We start from the raw sequence: 22,593 nt of genomic DNA on the forward strand, positions 1-22,593 counted from the left end.
TCACACTTGGACGAGCTTTTCTGGAGCTTAGCCTTGTTGATTTTAATTAACAACTCTCATGTAAAAAATTCTAAACGCCGCACGTCCAAAGCTGAGGATTTACGCGTGTTCCAAGGATGATTTGGCACTCTCGTGCCTCTGAGAGGCCCGAAAATAAACGTTTAAAGGCTGGCTGTTCGCTATTGACTTCACTTTGCCTTTCGGATTGACTGGCTACGTGAAAGGGCGGTGAACATAATAATTAACAGCTAATAGGTGCATCATGTCGGTCCCTCTGCGTACCGTTCAACTCAACGAAGCAAACGCATTCCTTAAGAAATATCCTGAGGTTTTGTACGTCGACCTTCTGATTGCGGATATGAACGGTGTGGTGCGCGGCAAGCGCATCGAACGCACCAGTCTTCATAAGGTTTACGAGAAAGGCATCAACCTGCCGGCGTCCCTGTTTGCCCTGGACATCAATGGCTCCACGGTGGAAAGCACCGGCCTGGGTCTGGACATCGGCGACTCCGACCGGATCTGCTACCCGATCCCTGGCACCCTGAGCATCGAGCCATGGCAGAAGCGCCCGACCGCGCAACTGCTGATGACCATGCACGAACTCGAAGGCCAGCCGTTCTTCGCCGACCCGCGGGAAGTGTTGGCCAATGTGGTGCGCAAGTTCGACGACATGGGCCTGACCATCTGCGCCGCGTTCGAACTGGAGTTCTACCTGATCGACCAGGACAACGTGAACGGTCGTCCGCAGTCGCCGCGCTCGCCGGTGTCCGGCAAGCGTCCGATGTCGACCCAGGTGTACCTGATCGACGATCTCGACGAATACGTCGACTGCCTGCAGGACATCCTCGAAGGCGCGAAAGAGCAGGGTATCCCGGCTGACGCCATCGTCAAGGAAAGCGCCCCGGCGCAGTTCGAAGTCAACCTGCACCACGTGGCCGATCCTATAAAGGCTTGCGACTACGCAGTGCTGCTCAAGCGTCTGGTGAAAAACATCGCCTACGACCACGAGATGGACACCACCTTCATGGCCAAGCCGTATCCGGGCCAGGCGGGTAACGGTCTGCACGTGCACATTTCGATTCTCGACAAGGAAGGCAACAACATCTTTGCCAGCGAGGATCCCGAGCAGAACGCCGCGCTGCGACACGCGATCGGCGGTGTGCTCGAGACCCTGCCGGCGCAGATGGCGTTCCTCTGCCCGAACGTCAACTCCTACCGTCGTTTCGGCGCACAGTTCTACGTGCCGAACTCGCCGAGCTGGGGCGTCGACAACCGTACCGTGGCGGTCCGCGTGCCGACCGGTTCACCGGACGCCGTGCGCATCGAGCACCGCGTGGCCGGTGCCGACGCCAACCCGTACCTGTTGATGGCCTCGGTATTGGCCGGCGTGCACCACGGCCTGACCAACCAGATCGAGCCGGGCGCCCCGGTGGAAGGCAACAGCTACGAGCAGAACGAGCAGAGCCTGCCGAACAACCTGCGCGATGCCCTGCGCGAGCTGGACGACAGCGAAGTCATGGCCAAATACATCGACCCGATGTACATCGACGTGTTCGTGGCGTGCAAGGAAAGCGAGCTGGCCGAGTTCGAGAACTCCATCTCCGACCTTGAGTACAACTGGTACTTGCACACCGTTTAAAACGAACAACACCGATCAACCGTGGGAGCGAGCCTGCTCGCTCCCACAGCACGGTGCCCGACACAAAAACCTGTAGGAGCAAAGCTTGCTCGCGATGGCGGCGGATCAATCGACATTGATGTTGCCTGACACACCGCTATCGCGAGCAAGCTTTGCTCCTACAGGTATTGCGATCACCTATTCCCCTGCGTCGAGTCACAACCATGACAAACACTCGCAGCGACTGGGAGCAACGCTTCCAGTCCCTCAACATCGAAAGCCGTGCCTTCATCGACGGCCAATACTGTGCAGCCGCCAGCGGCGCCACGTTCGAATGCATCAGCCCGGTGGACGGTCGCTTTCTGGCCAATGTTGCCAGCACCGACGAAGCTGACGCGAACGCCGCCGTCGCCGTTGCCCGTCGCACCTTCGAATCCGGCGTCTGGTCCAGACTGGCCCCGGCCGAGCGCAAGCGCATCCTGATCCGCTTCGCCGATCTGATCCTGGCCAACCAGGAAGAACTGGCGCTGCTCGAAACCCTCGACATGGGCAAGCCGATCAGCGATTCGATGGCCATCGACATTCCGGCGACCGCCAACGCGATCCGCTGGACCGCCGAAGCCATCGACAAGCTCTACGACGAAGTCGCCGCCACGCCCCACGATCAGCTTGGCCTGGTGACTCGCGAACCGGCCGGCGTGGTCGCGGCCATCGTGCCGTGGAACTTCCCGCTGATCATGGCCAGCTGGAAATTCGCCCCGGCCCTGGCGATGGGCAACTCGTTCATCCTCAAGCCTTCGGAAAAGTCGCCGCTAACAGCGATCCGCATTGCGCAGCTCGCGCTCGAGGCCGGCATCCCCAAAGGCGTGTTCAACGTGTTGCCAGGCTTCGGCCACACCGTCGGCAAGGCATTGGCGCTGCACATGGACGTTGACGTGCTGGCCTTCACCGGCTCCACGGCGATTGCCAAGCAACTGATGATCTACGCCGGGCAAAGCAACATGAAACGCGTCTGGGCTGAAGCCGGTGGCAAGAGCGCCAACGTGGTGTTCGCCGATGCGCCGGACTTGCGCACCGCAGCGCAGGCCGCCGCCGGCGCCATTGCCTTCAACCAGGGCGAAGTCTGCACCGCCGGCTCGCGTTTGCTGGTGGAACGCTCGATCCGTGATCAGTTCATCCCGCTGCTGGTGGAAGCCATGCAAGGCTGGAAACCGGGGCACGCGCTCGACCCTGCGACCACCGTCGGCGCGGTCGTGGATCAACGTCAACTGGACAACGTGCTGCGCTACATCGACATCGGCAAGGAGCAGGGCGCGCAGTTGATCGCGGGTGGCAGCCGCACCCTCGAAGACACCGGGGGCCTCTACGTGGAGCCTGCGATTTTCGATGGCGTGACCAACGCCATGACCATCGCCCAGGAAGAAATCTTCGGCCCGGTGTTGTCGGTGATCACCTTCGACAGCGAGCAAGAAGCGCTGCAGATCGCCAACGACAGCATCTACGGCCTGGCGGCCGGCGTGTGGACCAGCAACCTGAGCAAGGCCCACACCTTCGCCCGTGGCTTGCGCGCCGGCAGCATCTGGGTCAACCAATACGACGGCGGCGACATGACCGCGCCATTCGGCGGGTTCAAGCAGTCGGGCAATGGTCGGGACAAATCGCTGCACGCGTTCGACAAGTACACCGAGCTCAAAGCGACCTGGATCAAGCTCTAATTCTTTTACAGCGGTGGGCGCCGGTTTTGCCGGCGTCCCTCGGAGAACAACAATGAAACAACAACACGTCAACAGCTACTACGCCGCCACCCGCAACGAAGTGATCGACTTTCCGATCCTGGAAGAAGCGGTGGACTGCGATGTCTGCATCATCGGCGCTGGCTACACCGGCCTGTCCTCGGCGCTGTTCCTCACCGAAGCCGGCTATAAAGTGACAGTGCTGGAAGCAGCAAAAGTCGGCTACGGCGCCAGCGGTCGTAACGGCGGTCAACTGGTCAATTCCTACAGCCGCGACGTCGACGTGATTGAAGAGCGTTACGGCGACAAAACTGCGGAAATCCTCGGCAGCATGATTTTCGAAGGCGCCGACATCATCCGTTCGCGCATCAAGCAATACGACATTAAATGCGACTACCGCCCGGGCGGTATCTTCGCAGCGATGAACAAGAAACAACTCAACGGCCTGGCCGAACAGAAGCGCAACTGGGAGCGCTACGGCAACCGTAATCTGAAGATGCTTGACGCGGCTGATATCCGTCGCGAAGTTGGCTCCGATGCCTATGTCGGCGGGCTGCTCGACATGCAGGGCGGTCACGTCCACCCGCTGAACCTGGCCCTCGGTGAAGCCGCCGCCATCGTACGTCTGGGCGGCAAAATCTACGAGCAATCCGCTGCGGTAGAGATTACCTACGGCGAGCCAAACGTCATTCGCACCGCCAAAGGCGTGGTGAAGGCCAAGTACCTGCTGATCGCCGGTAACGCCTACCTGCCGCAGGGCCTCGACAATCGCGTGACCAGCAAGAGCATGCCGTGCGGGTCGCAAATTGTCGTGACCGAGCCGCTGTCGGAAAAAGTCGCCCGCAGCCTGATCACCAACAAGTATTGCGTCGAAGACTGCAACTACCTGCTCGATTACTACCGCCTGACCGCCGACAACCGCTTGCTCTACGGCGGCGGCGTGGTCTACGGCGCGCGCGAGCCGGACGACATCGAACAACTGATCCGCCCGAAAATCCTCAAGACCTTCCCGCAGTTGAAGGATGTGAAGATCGACTATCGCTGGACCGGCAACTTCCTGCTGACCATGTCGCGCATGCCGCAATTCGGCCGTATCGAGAAAAACGCCTACTACATGCAGGGCTACAGCGGCCACGGCGTCACCTGCTCGCACCTGGCGGGCAAACTGATCTCGGAAATGATCCGTGGCGACGCCGAACGCTTCGACGCGTTTGCCTCCCTGCCACACATGCCGATGATCGGCGGGCGCACGTTCTCGGCACCGTTGACCGCCCTCGGCGCCGTGTACTACTCGCTGCGTGACCGTTTCGGCATCTAGGCTTTACCTCGCCGGCGGTGGCCCTTAAAGGTGTCGCCGGCTTTTTATTTATCGCAGTGCCAGAGCCAACCTGTAGGAGCAAGGCTTGCCCGCGATTACGCCAGATCAGGCGACCTTTGAGTCGTTTGACAGACCGCTATCGCGAGCAAGCTTTGCTCCTACAGCAACACCAGCAAACGTGATTTAATAGCCGCCTTTCACGTTTCCGGGACAGGAAAACGGCGCGATCCACGCCTGCTCTCCACCCCCATTACCCTTAAGTACCAAGCACATAAGGCTGTCATGGACACGGGCTCACGACTCAAATTAGTACGCGAAAGCTACAAACTGTCCCAGCGCGAGCTGGCCCGGCGTAGCGGCGTCACCAATGCCACCATTTCCCTGATCGAACAGAATCGCGTCAGTCCTTCCGTCAGCTCGCTGAAAAAGCTGCTTGAAGGCATCCCCATGTCCCTGGCCGACTTCTTCACCTTCGATCAACCGCCGCGCGAGCATCAATACGTCTTCCGCGCCAACGAACAGCCTGACCTTGGCCGCCACGGCCTGCGCCTGCTGCTGATCGGCGCGTCCGTGCCGAGCCGGCAGATGCGTCTGTTGCGCGAACAATACGCGCCGGGTGCGAGTTCCGGGGAAGAGCCGATCGTGCATTCGGAAGGGGAAGAGTGCGGGCTTGTGACCCGTGGCACCGTCGAACTGACGGTGGACGGGCAGATCAGCGTGCTCAATGCCGGTGATGGTTATTACTTTCCGACAACATTGCCGCATCGCTTCAGGAACATCGGGGCGGATGAAGCGGAGATCATTAGCGCGAACACCCCGGCGAACTTCTGACGAGCCGGCCGAGGTGTCAATGCACTGCATTACGATCCATAGCGTTTCTATTTGCATGAGTCACCTCCTGAAAGTCATTCAGTCAGGTGGCCACGCAAACCCAGGGTTCTTTAATTTCCGGGGCTATTTGGTCTTCCAGTGACCGCCACCGGACTCGCAATCGATCCTGGCCTGATCAATGTGCTGCGCGTCGTAGTAATACGTGGTGACCTGGGCGCTGTCGGGAATGTTCACTGACTTGCTGTTCTTGTCCTTGCTGGTGGAATGCGGGTTGGCCAGGGATTCCTGGGTCAGCGTGGCGACGCAGGAGGCTTGATAGTGATCGGCACAGTGTTCGACTTTTTTCTTGGTGTTGGTGAGCATCTCCTTGCTCTCGTTGCTGCAGGACCAATCGATGGCATTGACCGGCATGCCTTCGTATTCATAACAGCTGTGGGTCTCGACCACCGGAACGGAAGGGCTTTGAGATCGCGTCAGCACGTCACAGCCTTCAGCGACGGCCAGGCCGGGAGTGAGGCAGGCAATCAGAAGCAGAAGTCGACAGTTCATCGGGATTTCCTCTGCAATGGCACCTTTGTTTGATCGGGAAGCGGCGCCGATAGAGTTTCGAAAACGCGATGAGGTGCGTGGTTCCATTCATTTCAGGGGCCACGCTGAAGCTGGGCGCGTTGCAGACATGACAAAGCCCCGAGTCTGCGGGGCTTTGTCTTGCGGCTTGTTGGCGGGATTAAACGTTGCTGGCCAGTTTTCCACCCGACAACCGACGCTTGTAGGCACTGTCACGATTGGCCAGCCACCAGTACAGCGGCGACGTAATCAACAGGCCCACCAACCAGGACAAATCCGCCCCGTTGATGTGCTCGGAAATCGGTCCGACGTACAGCGGCGTGTTCATGAACGGAATCTGCACCAGGATGCCGATCGCGTAGGCCAGTAGCGCCTGCGGGTTGTAGCGTCCATAGATCCCGCCATCGATGTGGAAGATCGAGTCGATGTCGTACTTGCCTTTGTGAATGGCGTAGAAGTCGATCAGGTTGATCGCCGTCCACGGCACGAGGACCACCAGCAGTACCAATACCATGTCGACGAAGTGGCCGATGAAGTCAGCGGAGGCACCGACGGCGGCAAAGCAGCAGGCAGCGAGCACAATGACCGAGAGCACGGCGCGGCTCTTGGCGGTGGGGATCCAGCGGTAGGCGAACGTTTGCACCAGGGTGATCAGCGACAGCACGGCGCCATAGAGGTTGAGGGCGTTGTGGCTGATGACGCTGAGCAGGAACAGCACCAGCATCAGCGGGCCGATGGAACCGGTGGCGAGCTTGACCGCGTCCATGGTGTCCATGCCGACTGGCGTGGCCAGTACGGCGACGGCGCCGAAGACGAACGACAAGCTGGAACCGAGCACCGTGCCCAGGTACGTGGTCCAGAAGGTCGCCGCCACGGGCACGTTGGCCGGCAGGTAGCGCGAGTAGTCGGACACATAGGGTGCGAAGGCGATTTGCCAGAGCGCGGCCAGGGAAACCGTCGCCAGCCAGCCGGAGATGTTGAAACTGCCACGGGTGAGGAAGTCGTCAGTCTGTACGTGGGTCAGGATGTAGCCGAAGCCCAGCACGATGCCGATGCCCAGCACCCAGGTGCCGATACGGTTGAGCACGTGGATGAAGCGATAGCCGATGATGCCGATGATGCCCGAACCCAGGGCGCCGATGACGATGCCCACGGGCACCGGGACGCTGTCGACCACGCCGTGCAGGGATTTGCCGGCCAGCACGATGTTGGATGCGAAGAAGCCGATGTACATGACGCCGGCGATCAGCACCACCAGCAGCGCGCCCAGGGAGCCGAACTGGGCGCGGCTCTGGATCATCTGCGGGATGCCCATCTGCGGGCCTTGGGCCGAGTGCAGCGCCATCAGCACGCCGCCGACCAGATGGCCAACGAGAATGGCGACGATGCCCCAGACCAGATTCAGGTGAAACATTTGCACGCCGAGGGCGCCGGTGACGATGGGCAAGGGGGCGATATTGCCACCGAACCACAGGGTGAACAGGTCTCGCGTCTTGCCATGACGATCTTGCGGCGGCACGTAGCCGATCGTGTGTTTTTCGATGAGCGGGGCGCTCGTTGTTGCAGTGGTTACCATGACGAACTCCAAGGCAAAGTGAGTACGTGGACGTACTTCGGTGAGCGCCGCGCGAACGACGCTTTTCTTGTTGGAGTGATCATGTGCAATGGATCGGGATAGATAAATTAGTAAGTTTGTTGCCTCAAACCTTAAAAAATATATGCCGCGCTGGCGGTCGCCTCCGGTATGTTCAACCTTGACCGCAGGTCAGCGCAAAACCCTTGTGGGCGCTGTCGATTCCTTGACCCAGATGTTGTGTTTTCCGGAGATCCCCATGGCCGCTTACAACCTGCGCCAGCTCAGATATTTCGTCACCACGGCCGACTGCGGCAGCGTGGCGGAGGCCTCGCGCAAGCTCTATATCGCGCAGCCTTCGGTGTCGACGGCGATCAAGCACCTGGAGGAAAGTTTTGGCGTGCAACTGTTCATCCGTCATCACGCCCAGGGGGTTTCGCTGACGCCCAGCGGTTCGCGGTTTTACCGCAAGGCCCAGGAGCTGCTGCGGGTCGCCCATGAATTTGAGCAGAATGCCCTGGCGGACAATGACGTGGTGGCGGGGCAGATCGACATCGGCTGTTTTGAAACCGTGGCACCGCTATACCTGCCACGCCTGATCGCCGGTTTCAAGGCACGCTGGCCAGGGGTGGAAATACGCATTCGCGATGGCGAGCAGCAGGAGTTGGTGCAAGCGCTGACCGCCGGCAGCATCGACATGGCCATGGTCTTCGAACACGATTTGGACAGCACGATCGAGACCGTGGCGCTGATGCCGCCCCAGCAACCCTACGCCTTGCTTCCCGTGGACCATCGCTTCGCGCAGCAGGCGAAAGTCTCGCTGCACGACCTGGTGCTGGAGCCGATGATCCTGCTGGACGTGGTGCCCAGCCGAACCTATTTCGTGAGCATCTTCGAAGAGCGCGGGCTGACGCCGAACATCGTCTTCAGTTCGCCTTCGATCGAGATGGTGCGCGGGATGGTAGGGCGGGGTTTCGGCTTTTCGATCCTGGTGACCAAGCCGTTTTCCGAATACACCTATGACGGGCAAAAAGTCGTGTGCGTGCCGCTGGCCGAAGCCGTCACCGGCTCCGGGTTGTCTGCGGCGTGGTTGCGCAGGGCGCAGCTGACCAAGCCGGTGCAGCTCTTCGTGGATTACTGTCAGGAAGAACTGGCCCGACTCTATACCTGAGCCTTGGGCCAGCCCTCAGTTGCTGATCGCCAACAGCATTCGTTGCAGCATGGCATCGCAGCCGTGCAGTTGTTCCAGTCTGACGAACTCATCGGGTTTATGGCCTTGCTCCATGCTGCCCGGGCCGCACACCACCGTCGGGATTCCCGCCGCATCAAACAAGCCGCCCTCGGTGCCGAACGCCACCGTGCCGAACGCCCGGGAGCCGGAAAATGCAGCGATCAACTCAGCGGCTTCGCTGCGCGCATCGGTGGCCAGGCCGGGGTACGCCGACAACTCACTGAAACGGATCTCGCTCTGCTCACTCACGGCGCGCATGCGCGGCAACAGGTGCTGCTCGGCATAGGCCTGCAGTTCCTGCGCCACCAGGCGCGGGTCGTGTGAGGGCAGGGCGCGAACTTCGAAGTCGAAGCGGCAGTCGGCCGGGACGATGTTCAAGGCCTTGCCGCCTTCAATCACGCCGGTCTGCACGGTGGAGAACGGCGGATCGAAACGCGCGTCATGCTGCTCGGGTGCCTTGAGCCGTTGGCCGATGCGCCCCAGTTCACCGATCAGCTCGGCCGCGTATTCGATGGCATTGACCCCGAGCGGGGCGTAGGCCGAATGGCAGGCGTGACCGTGGATGTCACAGCGCATAGCCAGCTTGCCCTTGTGGCCCAGTACCGGTTTGAGTTCAGTAGGTTCGCCAATGATGCACAGCATCGGTTTGACCGGGCGTTGTTCCAGGGCCTTGAGCAGGGAGCGCACGCCCAGGCAGCCTATTTCCTCATCGTAGGACAGGGCGATATGCACCGGCAATCGCAACGATGCCTGCACCAGCGATGGCACCAGGGCGAGCACGCAGGCGATGTAGCCCTTCATGTCCGCCGTGCCGCGACCGTACAGCTTGCCCTCGCGTTCGGTGAGCTGGAACGGCGCGACAGTCCACGGCTGGCCGTCGACGGGGACCACGTCGGTGTGCCCCGAGAGCACGATGCCTGGCCGGTCCGCCGGGCCGATCGTGGCGAACAGATTGGCTTTGCTGCGCTCCTGGTTGTAGACCAGTTGGCACGACACATCGAAGCCTTCGAGGTAGTCGCGGACAAACTCGATCAGCTGCAGGTTGGATTCGCGGCTGGTGGTGTCGAACGCCACCAGGGTTTCGAGCAGATTGCGGCTGGCGCTCATCGATCGTCTCCGGCGACGCCGTAGCCCGGGGACTTGTCGGGCGCCAGGGCGCGGTCGATGTAGTCCTGAACTTGCGGGCGGTAGGCGTGCCAGAGCTTTTGCAGCTGGCCAATCGGGTCTTCATCGGCCCAGTCGACCCGCAGGTTGATGATCGGCCAGGTCAGCTCCCCGACCACCAGCACCGCGGCCGAATGCACCGGCCCGGCTTCGCCTCCGGCCGCCACGCCGCCTTGCAGCGCCGCCAACAAACGGTCGGCCAGTTGGCCTTCGGCCTGTTCGAAGGCGCTGACCATGGCTTCGATCACCCCGGGGGCCGCGAGCATGTTGCCGGCCGCCACGCATTGCTCGCCGGACACGGCATTGTGGTTGCCCAGGGTTTGCGAGCCGCTGAAGTGCGCGGTGCGCCCGAGGTGGTCAATGGCGGTAATCTGCCGGTACTGGCTGTAGCCGTTGCGGGTCAGCACCTTGTCCAGGGCCTCGGCGGGTGCGAGGCCTTGCTCCATCAGGGCGAGGGTTTCCGGGCCAAGGGAGGGCAGGGTGATGTTTTGTGTGGAGACGGCGCCCACACCGGGCAACAACCAGGGGCAGCGGGCGCCGACGGCGATGCTCGAGGAACTGATGGCGATGCCGAACTGGCCGGTTTCGGGGCAGCGGGCGGCGATGGAAAAGGTCATGGCTCTGCTCCTTATTCGGGGATCACCGCAATCACATCGATCTCCATCAGCCACTGCGGCTGACCCAATGCCGTCACCACCAGCCCGGTGGAAATCGGGAACACGCCTTTGAGCCACTTGCCCACTTCCTGATACACCGGTTCGCGGTAGCGCGGGTCGATCAGATAGGTGGTGGTCTTGACGATGTGGCTCAGGTCGCTGCCGGCTTCTTCCAGCAGTTGTTTGACGTTGCGCATGGCTTGCTCGGTTTGCGCCCGCGGATCGCCGAGACCAACGAGGTTGCCGTTGAAATCAGTGCCGACCTGGCCGCGCACATAGACGGTGTTGCCGGCGCGGACGGCCTGGCACAGGTCGTTGTCCAGGCTCTGGTTCGGGTAGGTTTCCTTGGTGTTGAACATGCGGATGCGGGTATGGGTTGGCGTGGCCATTTGGAACTCCTGAAAAGTTGGGGCCGGCGCGGTTCACGCGCCGTGCGGATATCAAGCGCTGACGGTGGTCTGGTGAGCGGCCGGAGTGGTTTCGGCCTCGCGTTCAGCGGCATCGCGGTACTCGAGGTAGGTCCGCTGAATGGCAATGTGATCGGCCACATACTTGGCGTCGTGCCACACGCCCCAGATGAACGACGAACCACGGCGGGATTGCCAGGGCAGGCCGAGGAAATACACGCCAGCCTCGCTGGACACGCCGCGCTGATGCTGCGGCTTGCCGTTGTCGTCGAAGGCGTCGACCTTCAGCCAGCTGTAGTCCACGGCAAAACCGGTGGCCCAGATGATCGACGTCACGCCGGCCTTGGCCAGGTCGAGCTCGAGGATCGGCTGGGTGACACAGTCCGGATCCGGGAAGGTATGGCGCGCTTCGGGTTCTTCCGGCAGGTCCAGGCCATTGCGTTCGATGTAGGCATCGGCGGCATCGAGCAGGGCCAGGTAGTTTTCATCGCCCCGCGCCAGGTTGTCCGCCAGGTTCGGCTGGAAGGTCGCCACGCTGCCATTGAACGATTGGGTCAGGCCCACCAGCACCATGCCGGCATGGGCCAGGCCACGGAAATCCACGGTGCGGCCACCCTGGGCGCCACTGACAGCGATGGTCACGTGTTCGCGGCCAGGTTTCATGGCGGCCTGGTCCCACTCGCCAAGCACGCCCAGCCACCAGCAGAAATCACGGTTGCGATAAGCGCGGGGCGGGCGATCGTGGGCGCCCACCGACAGGTAGACCTGCTTGCCGGAGCGCTGCAATTCATCGGCGATCTGCACGCCCGAGGAACCTGCGCCCACCACCAGCACGGCGCCCTCGGGCAATTGCCCGGGATTGCGGTAGTCGGCTGAGTGGATCTGCAGCAATTGTGCATCTTTCGGTGCGATCGGCGGAATCACCGGACGCTGGAAGGGACCCGTGGCAGCCACCACGCGGCTGGCCTCGATCACGCCTTGGGAGGTCTCGATGGTGAAGCCCGGGCGACCAACGTTACGTTCGACCTTCTTCACCTCCACGCCGGTGCGGATCGGCGCCTTGAACTTGCGGGCATAGGCTTCGAAGTAATCGGCCACGCGCTCCTTGGGGGCAAAACCATCGGGGCTGATATCGTCGAATTCCAGGCCTGGAAAACGGTCGTGCCAAGCGGGACCATTGGCCACCAGCGAATCCCATCGGCCGGTGCGCCAGCGTTCGGCGATACGGTTGCGCTCCAGCACCAGGTGCGGCACGCCGAGCTTGCTCAGGTGTTCACTCATGGCTACGCCGGCCTGGCCGGCGCCGACAATCAAGGTATCTATTATTGTTTTTTCAATGGTCATCTCTTTGCCCTTCGAAGTTGGATAAAGGTCTGTGTCGACCTGCCATTTCTTGGGCTCAAGACTAGGGATCAGCCTGATATCGGTAAAATATTATTAAGCTGGCATTTGAGTATAAATAACTGATGCAGAGCGTTTGGCTCGTCGGGTTGACGGGGGTTGGGATTGAACGTTCGTCGGCCGACACCCTGTAATCACTGCCCATTCCATCACGGCTGCTAAGCTTCGACCTTGCCACGTCCTGGCCTGCCTTTGGCCGGTCTCAAGCGTGGTCAGGGAGTAGGACTCCCGTACCCACAACCCTTCATTGGAAGTGGCAAGCGATTGTCGGCAACCTGCACGGAGGCAGGCAATGGTGATCAAACACACAGGTCCTGCAAGTGCCGAGAGCACTGCCGTGTCGCTCGAACCTGAAGAGCTGGAGCGGGTACTGGCGTTGCTGCTGGCGAGTCCGTTGTTCGCCAAGTCCCGGCGCATGGGCAGCCTGTTGCGCTTTCTGGTCGAGCACGACCTGCAGTCGGCCAATGTCCCTTTGACCGAGCACGCCATTGGCATCGCCGTGTTTCGTCGTGATCCGGCGGTGTATTGCACCGGTGACGATCCGGTGGTGCGGGTGCAGGTGGGGCGGCTGCGCCGCAAGCTCACCAGCCATTACGCCACCGTGGGACAGCAGGAGCCGGTGCGGCTGAGCATTGCGCCTGGTTGTTATCGCCTGGTTTATCAGCGGCTGCGGCCCAACGCAGGCGCCACGCGCCATCCTGTCTTGCAGATCCAGCCGTTTACTTGCATTACCCGTGAGGGCGATGACTTTACCCGCGGCTTGTGCGAGGAGCTCAGTTGTCGACTGTTCGAGTCGTTCGAACAGGCACAGACCGGTGCTAACCATGTGTTGATCAGGATGCCGCGCAGCAGTGTGAAAACACCGAATGCCCGGCGTGGCGGTCGTTACTGCTATTGCCTGGAGGGCAGCGTGCGGGTCGAGCCGGCGCGGGTCCGGGCGTCGCTGCGGTTGGTGGATGTGGCGCAGGGGCGGATTCGCTGGTCAGCGCAGTTCGATCGCAATCAACCCTATGGCATCGCTACCCAGGAGGATCTGGCAGCCTCTATCTGCCAGTCGTTGACGGGCTATTTTGCCCAAGCTCCACTCGATGAATAGCGCCGTTCGACGAATAGACGGGGCAACCGCGAGGTTGCCCCGCTGCGTCCGTCAAACGGTTTTCCATTGACCGCCTTCGTAAAGGCGACCTGCGGTGTTATCGAAGGTCAGGTCGATTTCGATCGCCTTGGAGCGTGAGGTACTGAACATGGTACTGGTCTGCACATCCTGTTCGAACCACACGAGGATGGTTTCCACAGGGGTCAGTACGGTGTTGCCGGTGACCACCTGGTTGACTGCCACGTAGATCGGCGTGCTGACCTGATTGCCATCGATGCCGGTGGACAACTGGTTGATCCCCGGATGGATCGGCGCGTAGTTGTTGACGAACGTCACGGAAACCTCAGGGCCGCCCGTGACTGCCGGGCTCAGCAAGCCGTGCTCATCGAGTGTCGAGGTTTGCCCCAGACCGATATTGACGATATTGGTCGAGACTTTGACTTGTACGTTTTCCTTGAACACGTTGGAGGCGAACAGCTGATACAGCGGCGTCCAGCTGAATTCGTTGTTGCTCAGGTAGGCACTGTAGGACTGCCAGACCACGTTGTAGTCGGCAGTACCGACTTTCTTGGCAAAGCACAGCTTGTAGCCGGACTTCTTCAGCAGGGTCAGGTCGCCGGGGGCAATTTCGATGCTGACGGTTTTTTGCGAAGCCGCCAGGGCGGACCTCAAGACCCGGCTGTAATCGGTGGATTTCAGCGCGGTGGTAGCACCCATGATCGACTTGACGGCTTCTTGCACATCGTTGTGAAGCTGCTGGCTTTGTTGGCTGACAGCGATTGACTTGCTCATGGTTTCCCTCTTCCTTGGTGGTGTGTTGGGCAGTCGATGGGCCGTGAGCGGCCAAGCCGGTCGGTCCATTGAGGGTTTCAATCTAGGCGCAAGGGGCGGGGTGCCCAAGTGTCTTGGCGTTACAGGCGGGTATCGGGGGTGTATCAATGGCGCACACGGCGGGGCGGCCTACATGCCGCCCCGCCGTGGTTTCAGGCAGCCCGGGCGTCGGCCCAGACGTAGTTCCAGCTGGTGCGTTTGCCATGGGCAATCTCGATCAGCTTGTTCTCATACACCGTGTGATTGACCACGCCGGTGTAAGTCAGGGTGCGGGCGGCGTTGGTTCCGCTAACCTCGCCCGGTACGCCGCCCGACTCGATCATGGCCTTTTTCATCTCGGCTTCCGATGGCGCGCTGCTCTGGTTTTTTTCCACTTTGACGAAACTCATGATGTCACCTCTTCCGTGATGGGATCGGCGCTGAACAGGGCTCTGAGGTCCCTGCAGGATGCCGAAGGCCCTACTTTATTGAGCTGTCGAGCGGTGCAGAAGTGACAACAGCGGCGGCGAGGTAACAAGCGAGAAACAGGTATGCGGGGGGATGTATCCCGGACGTATCGTCAGCGCGACTTGCTCTTACCAGACTTCTTCCGTCGATGAACTCGGCCAACCGTCGTGTCGATATCCACTTGGTGCCCCGAGTGGGGGGGCTGCGGGAAACCGAACGCGCAGGTGCCGTCATAGCAATCATTCATTCGCTCGATACCCATCATTAAAGAATGCAAGTTCTGTTTTTCAGCCAAGGGAGGAAGATAGCGCCATACCGATCTCGCCATTGAAGGAATAAGCGCGATGAGAATGTCGACCTTGCTGGTTTTTGTCGCCGTGTTCAGCGGCAGCCTTGCTGCCACCGCACCGGCCATGGCTGCGGATGCGTCCTGCCACTTCCCGTCAATCGCCGACAGCGCCATTCGTTTGCAACACACGCAAACAGTGGCGGTGCTTTACAGTGATAACACCCTCAATACCCAGCAATACCTTGAGAGCTACCACGATGTGGCGGTGAAGGGGGCGCAGAATCCTGAGCTGGATTCGCGTATCAGCCAGGCGTTCGTCGACAGTTCCGACCCGCAGCGAGCGATTGGCTGGTTGATGGGGTCGTTGCAGAAGGAATTCGCAGCGGTGACGGTCTACGAAAACCTCGATGCTGCGGTGCAGGCTCATCCGGATGTGGTGGTGATGCTCGACACCTACAGTCGCCTCGTGTCGAAGCGGAACAATCAGGTCGAAGCGAGGTTCGTGGCGAAGTTCTACGATTCGAACCTGCAATACATCGGGCAGGCTGCAGGTTCACGTGCCGAGCAGATGCCCTCGGTGTGGGTGCATGGCAAAGCCGCGCCGCAAATTGCGGCGCAAATCAATCAGCAGACCGAGTTGCAGGTGAATGCGTTGAAACAGTTCGATGCGTCGCTGAAGACACTGGTGACAAGCGCAAACCTGAATCATGTCGCGAGCAACTGAATCCGAGTCAGGGTAAATGGCTGTCGCACTCACCAGAACTTCGTGAGCTTCATTCATTGAATTTCCCACAGGAATCTTCGCTGGCTTGGAATCAAGTGCTCGCCCACAAAAAAGCGCTCGCGGCCTTCATGGCAACGGGCGCTTTTTAATGGAGCAAAATTAATCATCCTGAATACGGAAAATTCCGACGTCATCAGTGGACTTTTCCGGCATTCATTCCTGCTCGCTCTTGTTAGCTTCCTTGGCCATTACCGCTCGTTGATGTCGTCATGGATGAGATTCGTGCGGTTGTCGTCCTCAGCTCAAGGATCAGCCTATGTTCGCACCGGCCAATGTTGCTCATTTCGAACTGAAAATCCCCACGGTTCGCAACGATTTCAAAGTACTGGCCTTTGACGGTACGGAAGCCATCAGCTGCTTGTACGCGATCCACCTCGAGCTGGTCAGCGAGTACCCCGACTTCAATCTGGAAAGCCTGCTGCGCCAGCCGGCGTTTCTCCAGTTCGGCCTCAATGGCGAAGGCATTCATGGCCGTATCGAAGATGTCGTCGTGGGGGAGGCGGGTCGTCGCCTGACCCGCTATCACCTGACCCTAGTGCCGGCGCTGCACTATTTGCAGTTCAGCCACCATCAACGGATTTTCCAGGGCCTGACCGTACCGCAAATCATCGCCCAGGTACTCAAAGGCCATGGCATTCTCGCCGATGTGTTTACCTTCCACGTCACCCCCGGCCCCGAGCGCGTCTACTGCACTCAGTATGGGGAAAGCGACTACGAGCTGATCCAGCGGTTATGTGCCGAGGAGGGCATTGCCTGGCACCACCAGCACTCACCCGATGGCCACATGCTGGTGTTTACCGACCATCAGAGCTTCTTCCCCCTTTTGGGTGCAACCCCTTATCAACCAGGCTCCGGTATGGTCGCGGAGCGCTCGGTGATCGATCGTTTTTCCATGCGTTTCAGCACCCGGACCAGCACGACCACGCGCCGCGACTATGACTTCACGCGCCCGAAAGCGCCATTCGAAGGTCACTGCACGGCCGGTAGCGGGCCTGAACTGGAAGACTATCGCTACCCCGTTTTCATCGAGAATGAAAAACACGGGAAACAGCTTACCCGGCACGCGCTGGAACGCCATCGCAGTGATTACCAACTGGCCGAGGGCTGCAGCGATCAAGCGAATTTGCGCAGTGGCCACTTCTTTGAACTGACCGAACACCCGCGCCAACCCTACAACGATATGTGGTTGTTGCTCAGTGTCAGTCACGTTGGAAAACAACCCCAGGTTCTTGAAGAAGCGATCACCAGCGAGGTCAAGCCCGAAGACGGCTTCACCCAGGGTTACCGTAACAGCTTCAGCGCGATTCCCTGGGATGTGTCTTATCGTCCGCCGCTGGTCCCGCGCAAAACGCAGTTGGTCAGCCAGACCGCCCGTGTCACCGGGCCTGCGGGCGAAGAAATCTTTTGCGATGAATACGGGCGGGTCAAGGTCGAGTTTCATTGGGACCGCGCCGGATTAGGCAATGACGTGAGCAGTTGTTGGCTACGGGTATCGTCCAGCTGGGCGGGAGATCACTTCGGGGCGGTGACCGTCCCGCGCATCGGCATGGAAGTGCTGGTGACCTTTCTGGAAGGCAATCCGGATCATCCGTTGATTACCGGTTGCGTGCCCAACGCGATCACCGGCGTGCCGTACCCCTTGCCGGCGCACAAGACCAAAACCGTGCTGCGCAGCCGCAGCTCGCCCGCCACTGGCGGCTACAACGAGCTGTCGATTGAAGACCGTGCCGGGCAAGAAAAAATTTACCTGCGCGCCCAGCGCGACCTCGAACAGATGATCCTCAACGACAGCGAGACCAGGATCGGTAACGACCGCCGTGAGCAGATTACGCGAGACAGCCACAGCGCGATTGGCAACGACCGGTTTGAACAGGTCGGGAACAACAGTTCCAGCCTGATCAAGGGCGACGAACTGCACACCACGCAAGGCCAGCGTCACACGATGATCGGTGGAAACGAGCTGATCAGCATTGCGGGCAACAGCAGCACCACGGCCAGCGGCACGCTGGTGATCCAAGCCGGCCCCCAGGCCCATGTCACTGCCGCCAATGTGGTGGTCGAAGCCAACATAAGCCTGACGCTCAAGGCCGGTGACCACTACATCGTGATCAACCCGGAGGGCATTTTCAGCAATGTGGCCATCGATGAGGGGGGCGATCCGTTGGTGGGAGTGGCGCCGGTCCCGCCGTTGTCGGCGCTAGGGGCGGTCTCCGCGCCCCTTCTTGCACCCTTGTCGGCCCACGCGCAGCGATTGGCCCTGATGGCCAAAAAGCCTGTTTGCGCGATGTGCGAAGTCCTCAAACAGCAGAGTGGAGCAGCCCATGCTTGAGTTACCGCCATTGCCAGATGATCTGCCCTGGTCGTTGCCGGCCTATCTGCTGTTGGACGGGGTCAGCGCCGCGAATCTGGCGCGTCGCCTGCACCGCTGGGATAACCCGGTGTATTGCCTGTACCACGGCACCCGCTGGCATGAGCTGGCAGACATCTCACCCTGTCTGGTCACGCTCAAGGGGGCAGGGGATTCACTGCTGGCGTACTTCCAGGAACATGCCGCGCTGGAATGGGGGTATCTGCTGTTCAGCGAGGCCGACGCGCTGACGCTGTGCAAACATTGGCGCCGCCTGCTCAGTGTTGAGCAGGCGGAGGGCGTGGAGGTTATGCCGCGCATCGCCGATCCAGCCGTCATGCATCCTATGTTTGACCTTGCGTGCCAAGCCAACAGCGCACGCTGGTTCGGGCCTGTCGCCCACGTCTGCGTGCCCGATGGAGTAGCGGGCGCCTGGCGGCAGCACACCCGCCCCGAACAGGCCCGCGTTGAACCGCAGGCTAATCGATTGACCGATCTGGAGCTTACGGCACTGGGCGAGGTCGAGTTTCGCAACGTCGTCTCAGACTTGATTGAGCACTTGCATGCGCACTTCCCGGCGTTCATGGCGAATTTTCCAGGGCCTGAGGGTCGTCAGTATGCACAAAAACTGGCGAGCGAAGCCTACCAGCAAGGCTTTTCTTCAGAGCAGGAAATGCTCTTTTACGCGAACGTTTTTGGTTATCTGGCCGGGCAACCGGTGATTGAACATCTTGATATCGCGCAACTGCTGGCGGGGACGGCAGCGGGCGCCCCATTGGCGCGCGTACAACGTGCTGCCGAGCTCGCGGAAAGCCGCGCTGCCGATCGACAAGGAGGCCTCCTGTGACTGTCCGACAACCCCCCAAAGTCAGCGCCAATGTCGCGGCCATGGCCAAGAGCGTCAAGGACGCCCGTTCACCCATCGGGCTGTGCCCCTTGATGGGCCACAAAGTGCAGCTGCTGCCGCTGCGCTACGGCCTGGTCGAACACCTCGATCCCTCTACGAAACTGTCAATGCCGCTCAAGCTCAACAGCCAGCCCCTGGGCATCCGGCTGCTGCGTGACGGCTACCTGTACATCATCGATCACAACACCGGCTACCTGCACGAATACCGCGTCGAGCAAGGGCATATCAGCAAACTGCTGTGGCAGGGTGCGGAGGTGGCGGGCGACACGCGCACCGCGTCGGTCGGCGAGCCGCATCTGGTGTTCAACCGGCAACACCGCTTGTACGCCAGCTATTCGGAGATCCAGTGGACGGCCTTCAAGTGCGCGCAGGTGCTCAAGAGCGCCACCGAGCGTGAACGCTTGATGCAACGCATCGATCTGGTAAGCGCTTGCCCCGTTGATGGCGGTCCTGGTTTGTTGAGCAAGCTGCAGGCGGAAAAATGGCTGGCGGAAGTGGCACCGCCCATCCCGCCAGCCGCCGGCACAGGCCCCGAGGCATTGCCCGAGGGCGCCCACCCGCAGGAACGCCAACCCTATAGCTGGGAAGCCGCGCCGCTGTTCAAGGAGACGGGGATCGAAGCGCTCACCAGTCGGGTGCTGGGTATCTACCAGAACGACTACCTGTTTTTGGTCTTGCGCGACGATTTTGGCGTGATGCGCGACCTCGCCAGCGCCCAGCTGCAGGTGGCGGACTGGATTGAGCACTGGAGCGCCGACGAGGAGGCCCAGCGCAAATACCTCACCGGCGCTTACATCCAGTCCTTGTATGAGGCGGGTCCGGAGCGTCTGCAAGCCGTGGCCGCCACGGATCCCGATGTCAAAGCCCTGCAAGAGGATCTCAACCCGCAACAGCAGACGGCGCTTCATGATTACTTGCGGGCCAAACGCGAACACAACGGGCCGTCAATCTATGGTGGCGAACAGGCTTGGCGAAAGGCCGCGGCCAGCGATCCTTACGCGCAGGCCTTCGTCAACCTGCTCGATGGCCTGGGCGAAGCGCTGTGGCAAAAACATCAAAGCACCATCGCCGGCCTCCACCTGCGAACCTGGGAGGCACTGAACGGCAAGGCCATCGGCGAGCGTGGCATCGATCAACTGGTCAAGCGGGCCGAGATGCAAGCGTTCGTCCGCCAGCAGCAAACGCTGCTCAGCCATTGGCAACAGCGCCTGCAAGCCATTCGTGAAGACCGCTTGAACATGATCGCCGGCGGCCATTTTCACCGAGCGGCCTGGTATTACGATTTCGAGCAAAACGCGCAGATCGAGCATCGCCTGGAAACCGAATTCGTCTGCGTGGCGGCCCTGTGCAGCCATCGCGACGCGACGGAAAAACTCGCCGCCTTCCTTGAGCAGAATCCGCTCGCCGTTGTCCCGGGGCTGGAAACCCTGACCCTCGCCGAACAGCTGGATGTGAGCAAGAAGCTGCTGGATCTGAGCAACTTCTCGATCCAGGTCGCCACGGCCCCGGACAGCCTGGCCAGCGTCAATGCGCTGGCCAATCAATTCAACAGCCTGATGAACGAACGGCTGCCCAACTATGCGGATCTGAATACGCGGTTCAAGGGGCTGCAGAGTTTGTTGGATGGGGCGTATAACCCGGCCAGGCAACTCAGCATTGCGGACGAGCTAGAAACTGCCCATGACGCACTAAAGCAGCGACAGCACATCGACCCCAATAAGTTCCTCCGTGACCTCGGTCAGTCGGCACGCCTGCAACTGTTGCGCGAATTTTCCCGCAGCGGCTTGACCCTGCGGGCGGCGTCGGCTGACGAAATCCAGGCCTTCAACAAGACCCGCGATGCCGCCCTCGATCTGCGCCGCCAGCTCAAGCGCGCCTACAAGCTGCGCCGTGAGGAGTTGTCGCGGCAAACCCATGGCTTGAGCGCGCCGGGCAGTGAGCAGGCGCATAACCAGCGGATCAATGAGCTCAAGGACGCGCTGCTGCCGCTGGAAGACCGCCTCAGCCGGGCGTTGACGGTGGGCGGTGGCGGGCGCCGGCAGATCGGTACGGTGGTCGATGGCATGGACCCGGTGCTGCGAAAGGAAATGCAGCGCACGGTGCGGGATTTCCGCGCGACGGGGACGTTTGGCAAGCCGCTGAGTAGGATCTTGAACTCCGGAGGGGATGGGATTGCGCTGTTGCTGTTTGTGTATCAGGGGCAGAAGTTTGTTGAGGCGTTGAGTGCGATCATCAAAAACAATGACCGTTCTTTATCAGATGCTGCGGTTTTCGTTGAATCGATCTTGCAGGCACATATCGAACAAATGGACAGTGCCGCCGGCAAGCTTAATACCATGAGCCGCCTGGGACGCTGGACGGGTGTTACAGGTTTTGGAGCATTCTTTTTTGGTGGTCTGGCTGCCGCATTAGACTTAGGCAAACATTCGCAACAATGGGGCAAAGCGCTCGCCGCAGGCAATCATCAGGCATTGGCGGCTACGACCCTGCAAATCGCGGGCGACGGCATTCTCGTGGGCACCAACACCTGGGGCGCCAAACACACGACAACAATCATCAGCCAGATCCTCAAGAAGCCTGCTCAACTGCGAGCCCTGGCCTGGGCCGAAGCCAGCCCGCGGCTGCTGAGCATCGCCGCCAGAGCCAACCTGGTGGGGCTGATCGGCACGGCCCTGCAATTGGTGGGCGAAGGTCTGTACAACTACTTCAACCTGGATGCCCTGCAAAAATGGCTGCAAGCCAGCGCCTGGGGCACGGCCAATCTGCAACGCAGCCTGGCCGAGGACTGGAGCGCTTTGGCCCGGGTGGTGCAACAACCGACCTGTGAGCTGGTTCGCGAAGGCCAGCGCACCTACTTGCAACTGCGACTGCCGGGTGTGCGCACTCGCGAAATGGACAGTCGCCAACTGCACCTGCGGGCCTTTCAGCAAACCCGCGATCGGCAATCCGAACCCTACAGTCGGCAGGCACCGCCCGTCCGTTGGCAGGCAAACAGTGCGGCCTGGGCTGCAGTTGCCATGGCCGTCAGCCAGGAAGACGAGGCGCTGACCCTTCAGCTGCCGATCAGCGAAGCCCAGCAAACCTCGGATTTCGCTTTGGCCCTCAACATCCGCTACCAACTGGAAGACGAGCGCAACTTGTTTCACCACACCAATTTTATCCTGCGCGACCTGCGCATCGCGACGGTGCGGGGCGTACGGTTGCCGGCCGAGGGCCGGTTTGTGCTCGATGACGTGGAAGCCTTGCCCAGCGGGCTCGAAAAGACGCTCTTCAGGCGGTTCAAGCGCGAAGAAATGGCGGCGCTCGATGATTAGCCGACTGTTCAAACGCAGAAAACCGACTGAAGCTACAGAGCCAACACCGGACATCCGTAGCCAGCGGCCATGTGCTGGT

General features: G+C 60.7%; 18 protein-coding genes. 10 read left to right on the top strand and 8 right to left on the bottom strand.

Annotated elements, in window-relative coordinates:
* Positions 1 to 262: 262 nt before the first annotated feature.
* The 4 genes from ACA058_RS13180 to ACA058_RS13195 all read left to right on the top strand — a co-directional run bounded on the left by ACA058_RS13180 (position 263) and on the right by ACA058_RS13195 (position 5,500).
* Positions 263 to 1,639: a glutamine synthetase family protein gene (locus tag ACA058_RS13180; RefSeq protein WP_008063763.1), complete on the top strand. Its 1,377-nt coding sequence runs from the start codon at positions 263 to 265 to the stop codon at positions 1,637 to 1,639.
* 203 nt (positions 1,640 to 1,842) lie between these two features.
* Positions 1,843 to 3,333: an aldehyde dehydrogenase gene (locus tag ACA058_RS13185; protein WP_497639468.1), complete on the top strand. Its 1,491-nt coding sequence runs from the start codon at positions 1,843 to 1,845 to the stop codon at positions 3,331 to 3,333.
* A 52-nt stretch (positions 3,334 to 3,385) separates the two neighbouring features.
* On the top strand, positions 3,386 to 4,669 hold the full coding sequence (locus ACA058_RS13190) for an NAD(P)/FAD-dependent oxidoreductase (protein ID WP_497639469.1): 1,284 nt from the start codon (positions 3,386 to 3,388) through the stop codon (positions 4,667 to 4,669).
* Positions 4,670 to 4,951: 282 nt separating this feature from the next.
* Positions 4,952 to 5,500 carry a cupin domain-containing protein gene (locus tag ACA058_RS13195; protein WP_007895886.1) on the top strand — a complete coding sequence of 183 codons (549 nt, stop codon included), beginning with the start codon at positions 4,952 to 4,954 and terminating at the stop codon, positions 5,498 to 5,500.
* 123 nt (positions 5,501 to 5,623) lie between these two features.
* Here ACA058_RS13195 and ACA058_RS13200 read toward each other — a convergent pair whose 3' ends face one another.
* Positions 5,624 to 6,049 (bottom strand): hypothetical protein, encoded by a 426-nt coding sequence (locus ACA058_RS13200; RefSeq protein WP_497639470.1) that lies wholly within the window; start codon positions 6,047 to 6,049, stop codon positions 5,624 to 5,626.
* 178 nt (positions 6,050 to 6,227) lie between these two features.
* Positions 6,228 to 7,643 (bottom strand): purine-cytosine permease family protein, encoded by a 1,416-nt coding sequence (locus tag ACA058_RS13205; RefSeq protein ID WP_497639471.1) that lies wholly within the window; start codon positions 7,641 to 7,643, stop codon positions 6,228 to 6,230.
* 256 nt (positions 7,644 to 7,899) lie between these two features.
* On the opposite strand from ACA058_RS13205, the gene ACA058_RS13210 reads away from it, so the two are divergent.
* Positions 7,900 to 8,811 carry a LysR substrate-binding domain-containing protein gene (locus ACA058_RS13210; protein ID WP_497639472.1) on the top strand — a complete coding sequence of 304 codons (912 nt, stop codon included), beginning with the start codon at positions 7,900 to 7,902 and terminating at the stop codon, positions 8,809 to 8,811.
* Positions 8,812 to 8,826: 15 nt separating this feature from the next.
* Here ACA058_RS13210 and argE read toward each other — a convergent pair whose 3' ends face one another.
* The 4 genes from argE to ACA058_RS13230 are packed head-to-tail and all read right to left on the bottom strand — an operon-like array spanning position 8,827 to position 12,442.
* Positions 8,827 to 9,978: an acetylornithine deacetylase gene (gene argE / locus ACA058_RS13215; RefSeq protein WP_497639473.1), complete on the bottom strand. Its 1,152-nt coding sequence runs from the start codon at positions 9,976 to 9,978 to the stop codon at positions 8,827 to 8,829.
* Positions 9,975 to 10,652, bottom strand: a complete 678-nt coding sequence (locus ACA058_RS13220; RefSeq protein ID WP_497639474.1) for a DUF1028 domain-containing protein — start codon at positions 10,650 to 10,652, stop codon at positions 9,975 to 9,977. Before ACA058_RS13220 ends, argE begins: the two co-directional genes overlap by 4 nt.
* A gap of 11 nt (positions 10,653 to 10,663) precedes the next feature.
* Complete coding sequence (locus ACA058_RS13225; RefSeq protein WP_497639475.1) at positions 10,664 to 11,080, bottom strand: RidA family protein; 417 nt, start codon at positions 11,078 to 11,080, stop codon at positions 10,664 to 10,666.
* A 51-nt stretch (positions 11,081 to 11,131) separates the two neighbouring features.
* Positions 11,132 to 12,442 (bottom strand): flavin-containing monooxygenase, encoded by a 1,311-nt coding sequence (locus ACA058_RS13230; protein ID WP_497639476.1) that lies wholly within the window; start codon positions 12,440 to 12,442, stop codon positions 11,132 to 11,134.
* Between the two features lie 349 nt (positions 12,443 to 12,791).
* Between ACA058_RS13230 and ACA058_RS13235 the strand changes: the two genes are divergently transcribed.
* Complete coding sequence (locus ACA058_RS13235; RefSeq protein WP_497639477.1) at positions 12,792 to 13,595, top strand: hypothetical protein; 804 nt, start codon at positions 12,792 to 12,794, stop codon at positions 13,593 to 13,595.
* A 51-nt stretch (positions 13,596 to 13,646) separates the two neighbouring features.
* Here the strand turns inward: ACA058_RS13235 and ACA058_RS13240 are convergent, their stop codons facing one another.
* The gene (locus ACA058_RS13240) at positions 13,647 to 14,387 is read right to left on the bottom strand and encodes a hypothetical protein (RefSeq protein WP_497639478.1); all 741 of its coding nucleotides are present in this window, start codon (positions 14,385 to 14,387) and stop codon (positions 13,647 to 13,649) included.
* Between the two features lie 191 nt (positions 14,388 to 14,578).
* Positions 14,579 to 14,815 (bottom strand): hypothetical protein, encoded by a 237-nt coding sequence (locus ACA058_RS13245; protein WP_497639479.1) that lies wholly within the window; start codon positions 14,813 to 14,815, stop codon positions 14,579 to 14,581.
* 402 nt (positions 14,816 to 15,217) lie between these two features.
* On the opposite strand from ACA058_RS13245, the gene ACA058_RS13250 reads away from it, so the two are divergent.
* The 4 genes from ACA058_RS13250 (at position 15,218) to ACA058_RS13265 (ending at position 22,514) form a co-directional block, all read left to right on the top strand.
* Positions 15,218 to 15,886 (top strand): ATPase, encoded by a 669-nt coding sequence (locus ACA058_RS13250; RefSeq protein WP_497639480.1) that lies wholly within the window; start codon positions 15,218 to 15,220, stop codon positions 15,884 to 15,886.
* Positions 15,887 to 16,202: 316 nt separating this feature from the next.
* The gene (locus ACA058_RS13255) at positions 16,203 to 18,275 is read left to right on the top strand and encodes a type VI secretion system Vgr family protein (protein WP_497639481.1); all 2,073 of its coding nucleotides are present in this window, start codon (positions 16,203 to 16,205) and stop codon (positions 18,273 to 18,275) included.
* Complete coding sequence (locus ACA058_RS13260) at positions 18,268 to 19,140, top strand: DUF4123 domain-containing protein (protein WP_497639482.1); 873 nt, start codon at positions 18,268 to 18,270, stop codon at positions 19,138 to 19,140. The genes ACA058_RS13255 and ACA058_RS13260 overlap by 8 nt, the downstream gene beginning before the upstream one ends.
* Positions 19,137 to 22,514, top strand: coding sequence for a toxin VasX (locus ACA058_RS13265; protein WP_497639483.1), 3,378 nt, complete (start codon positions 19,137 to 19,139; stop codon positions 22,512 to 22,514). Before ACA058_RS13260 ends, ACA058_RS13265 begins: the two co-directional genes overlap by 4 nt.
* Positions 22,515 to 22,593: the final 79 nt, after the last annotated feature.

Source organism: Pseudomonas sp. LBUM1649 (assembly GCF_059716155.1).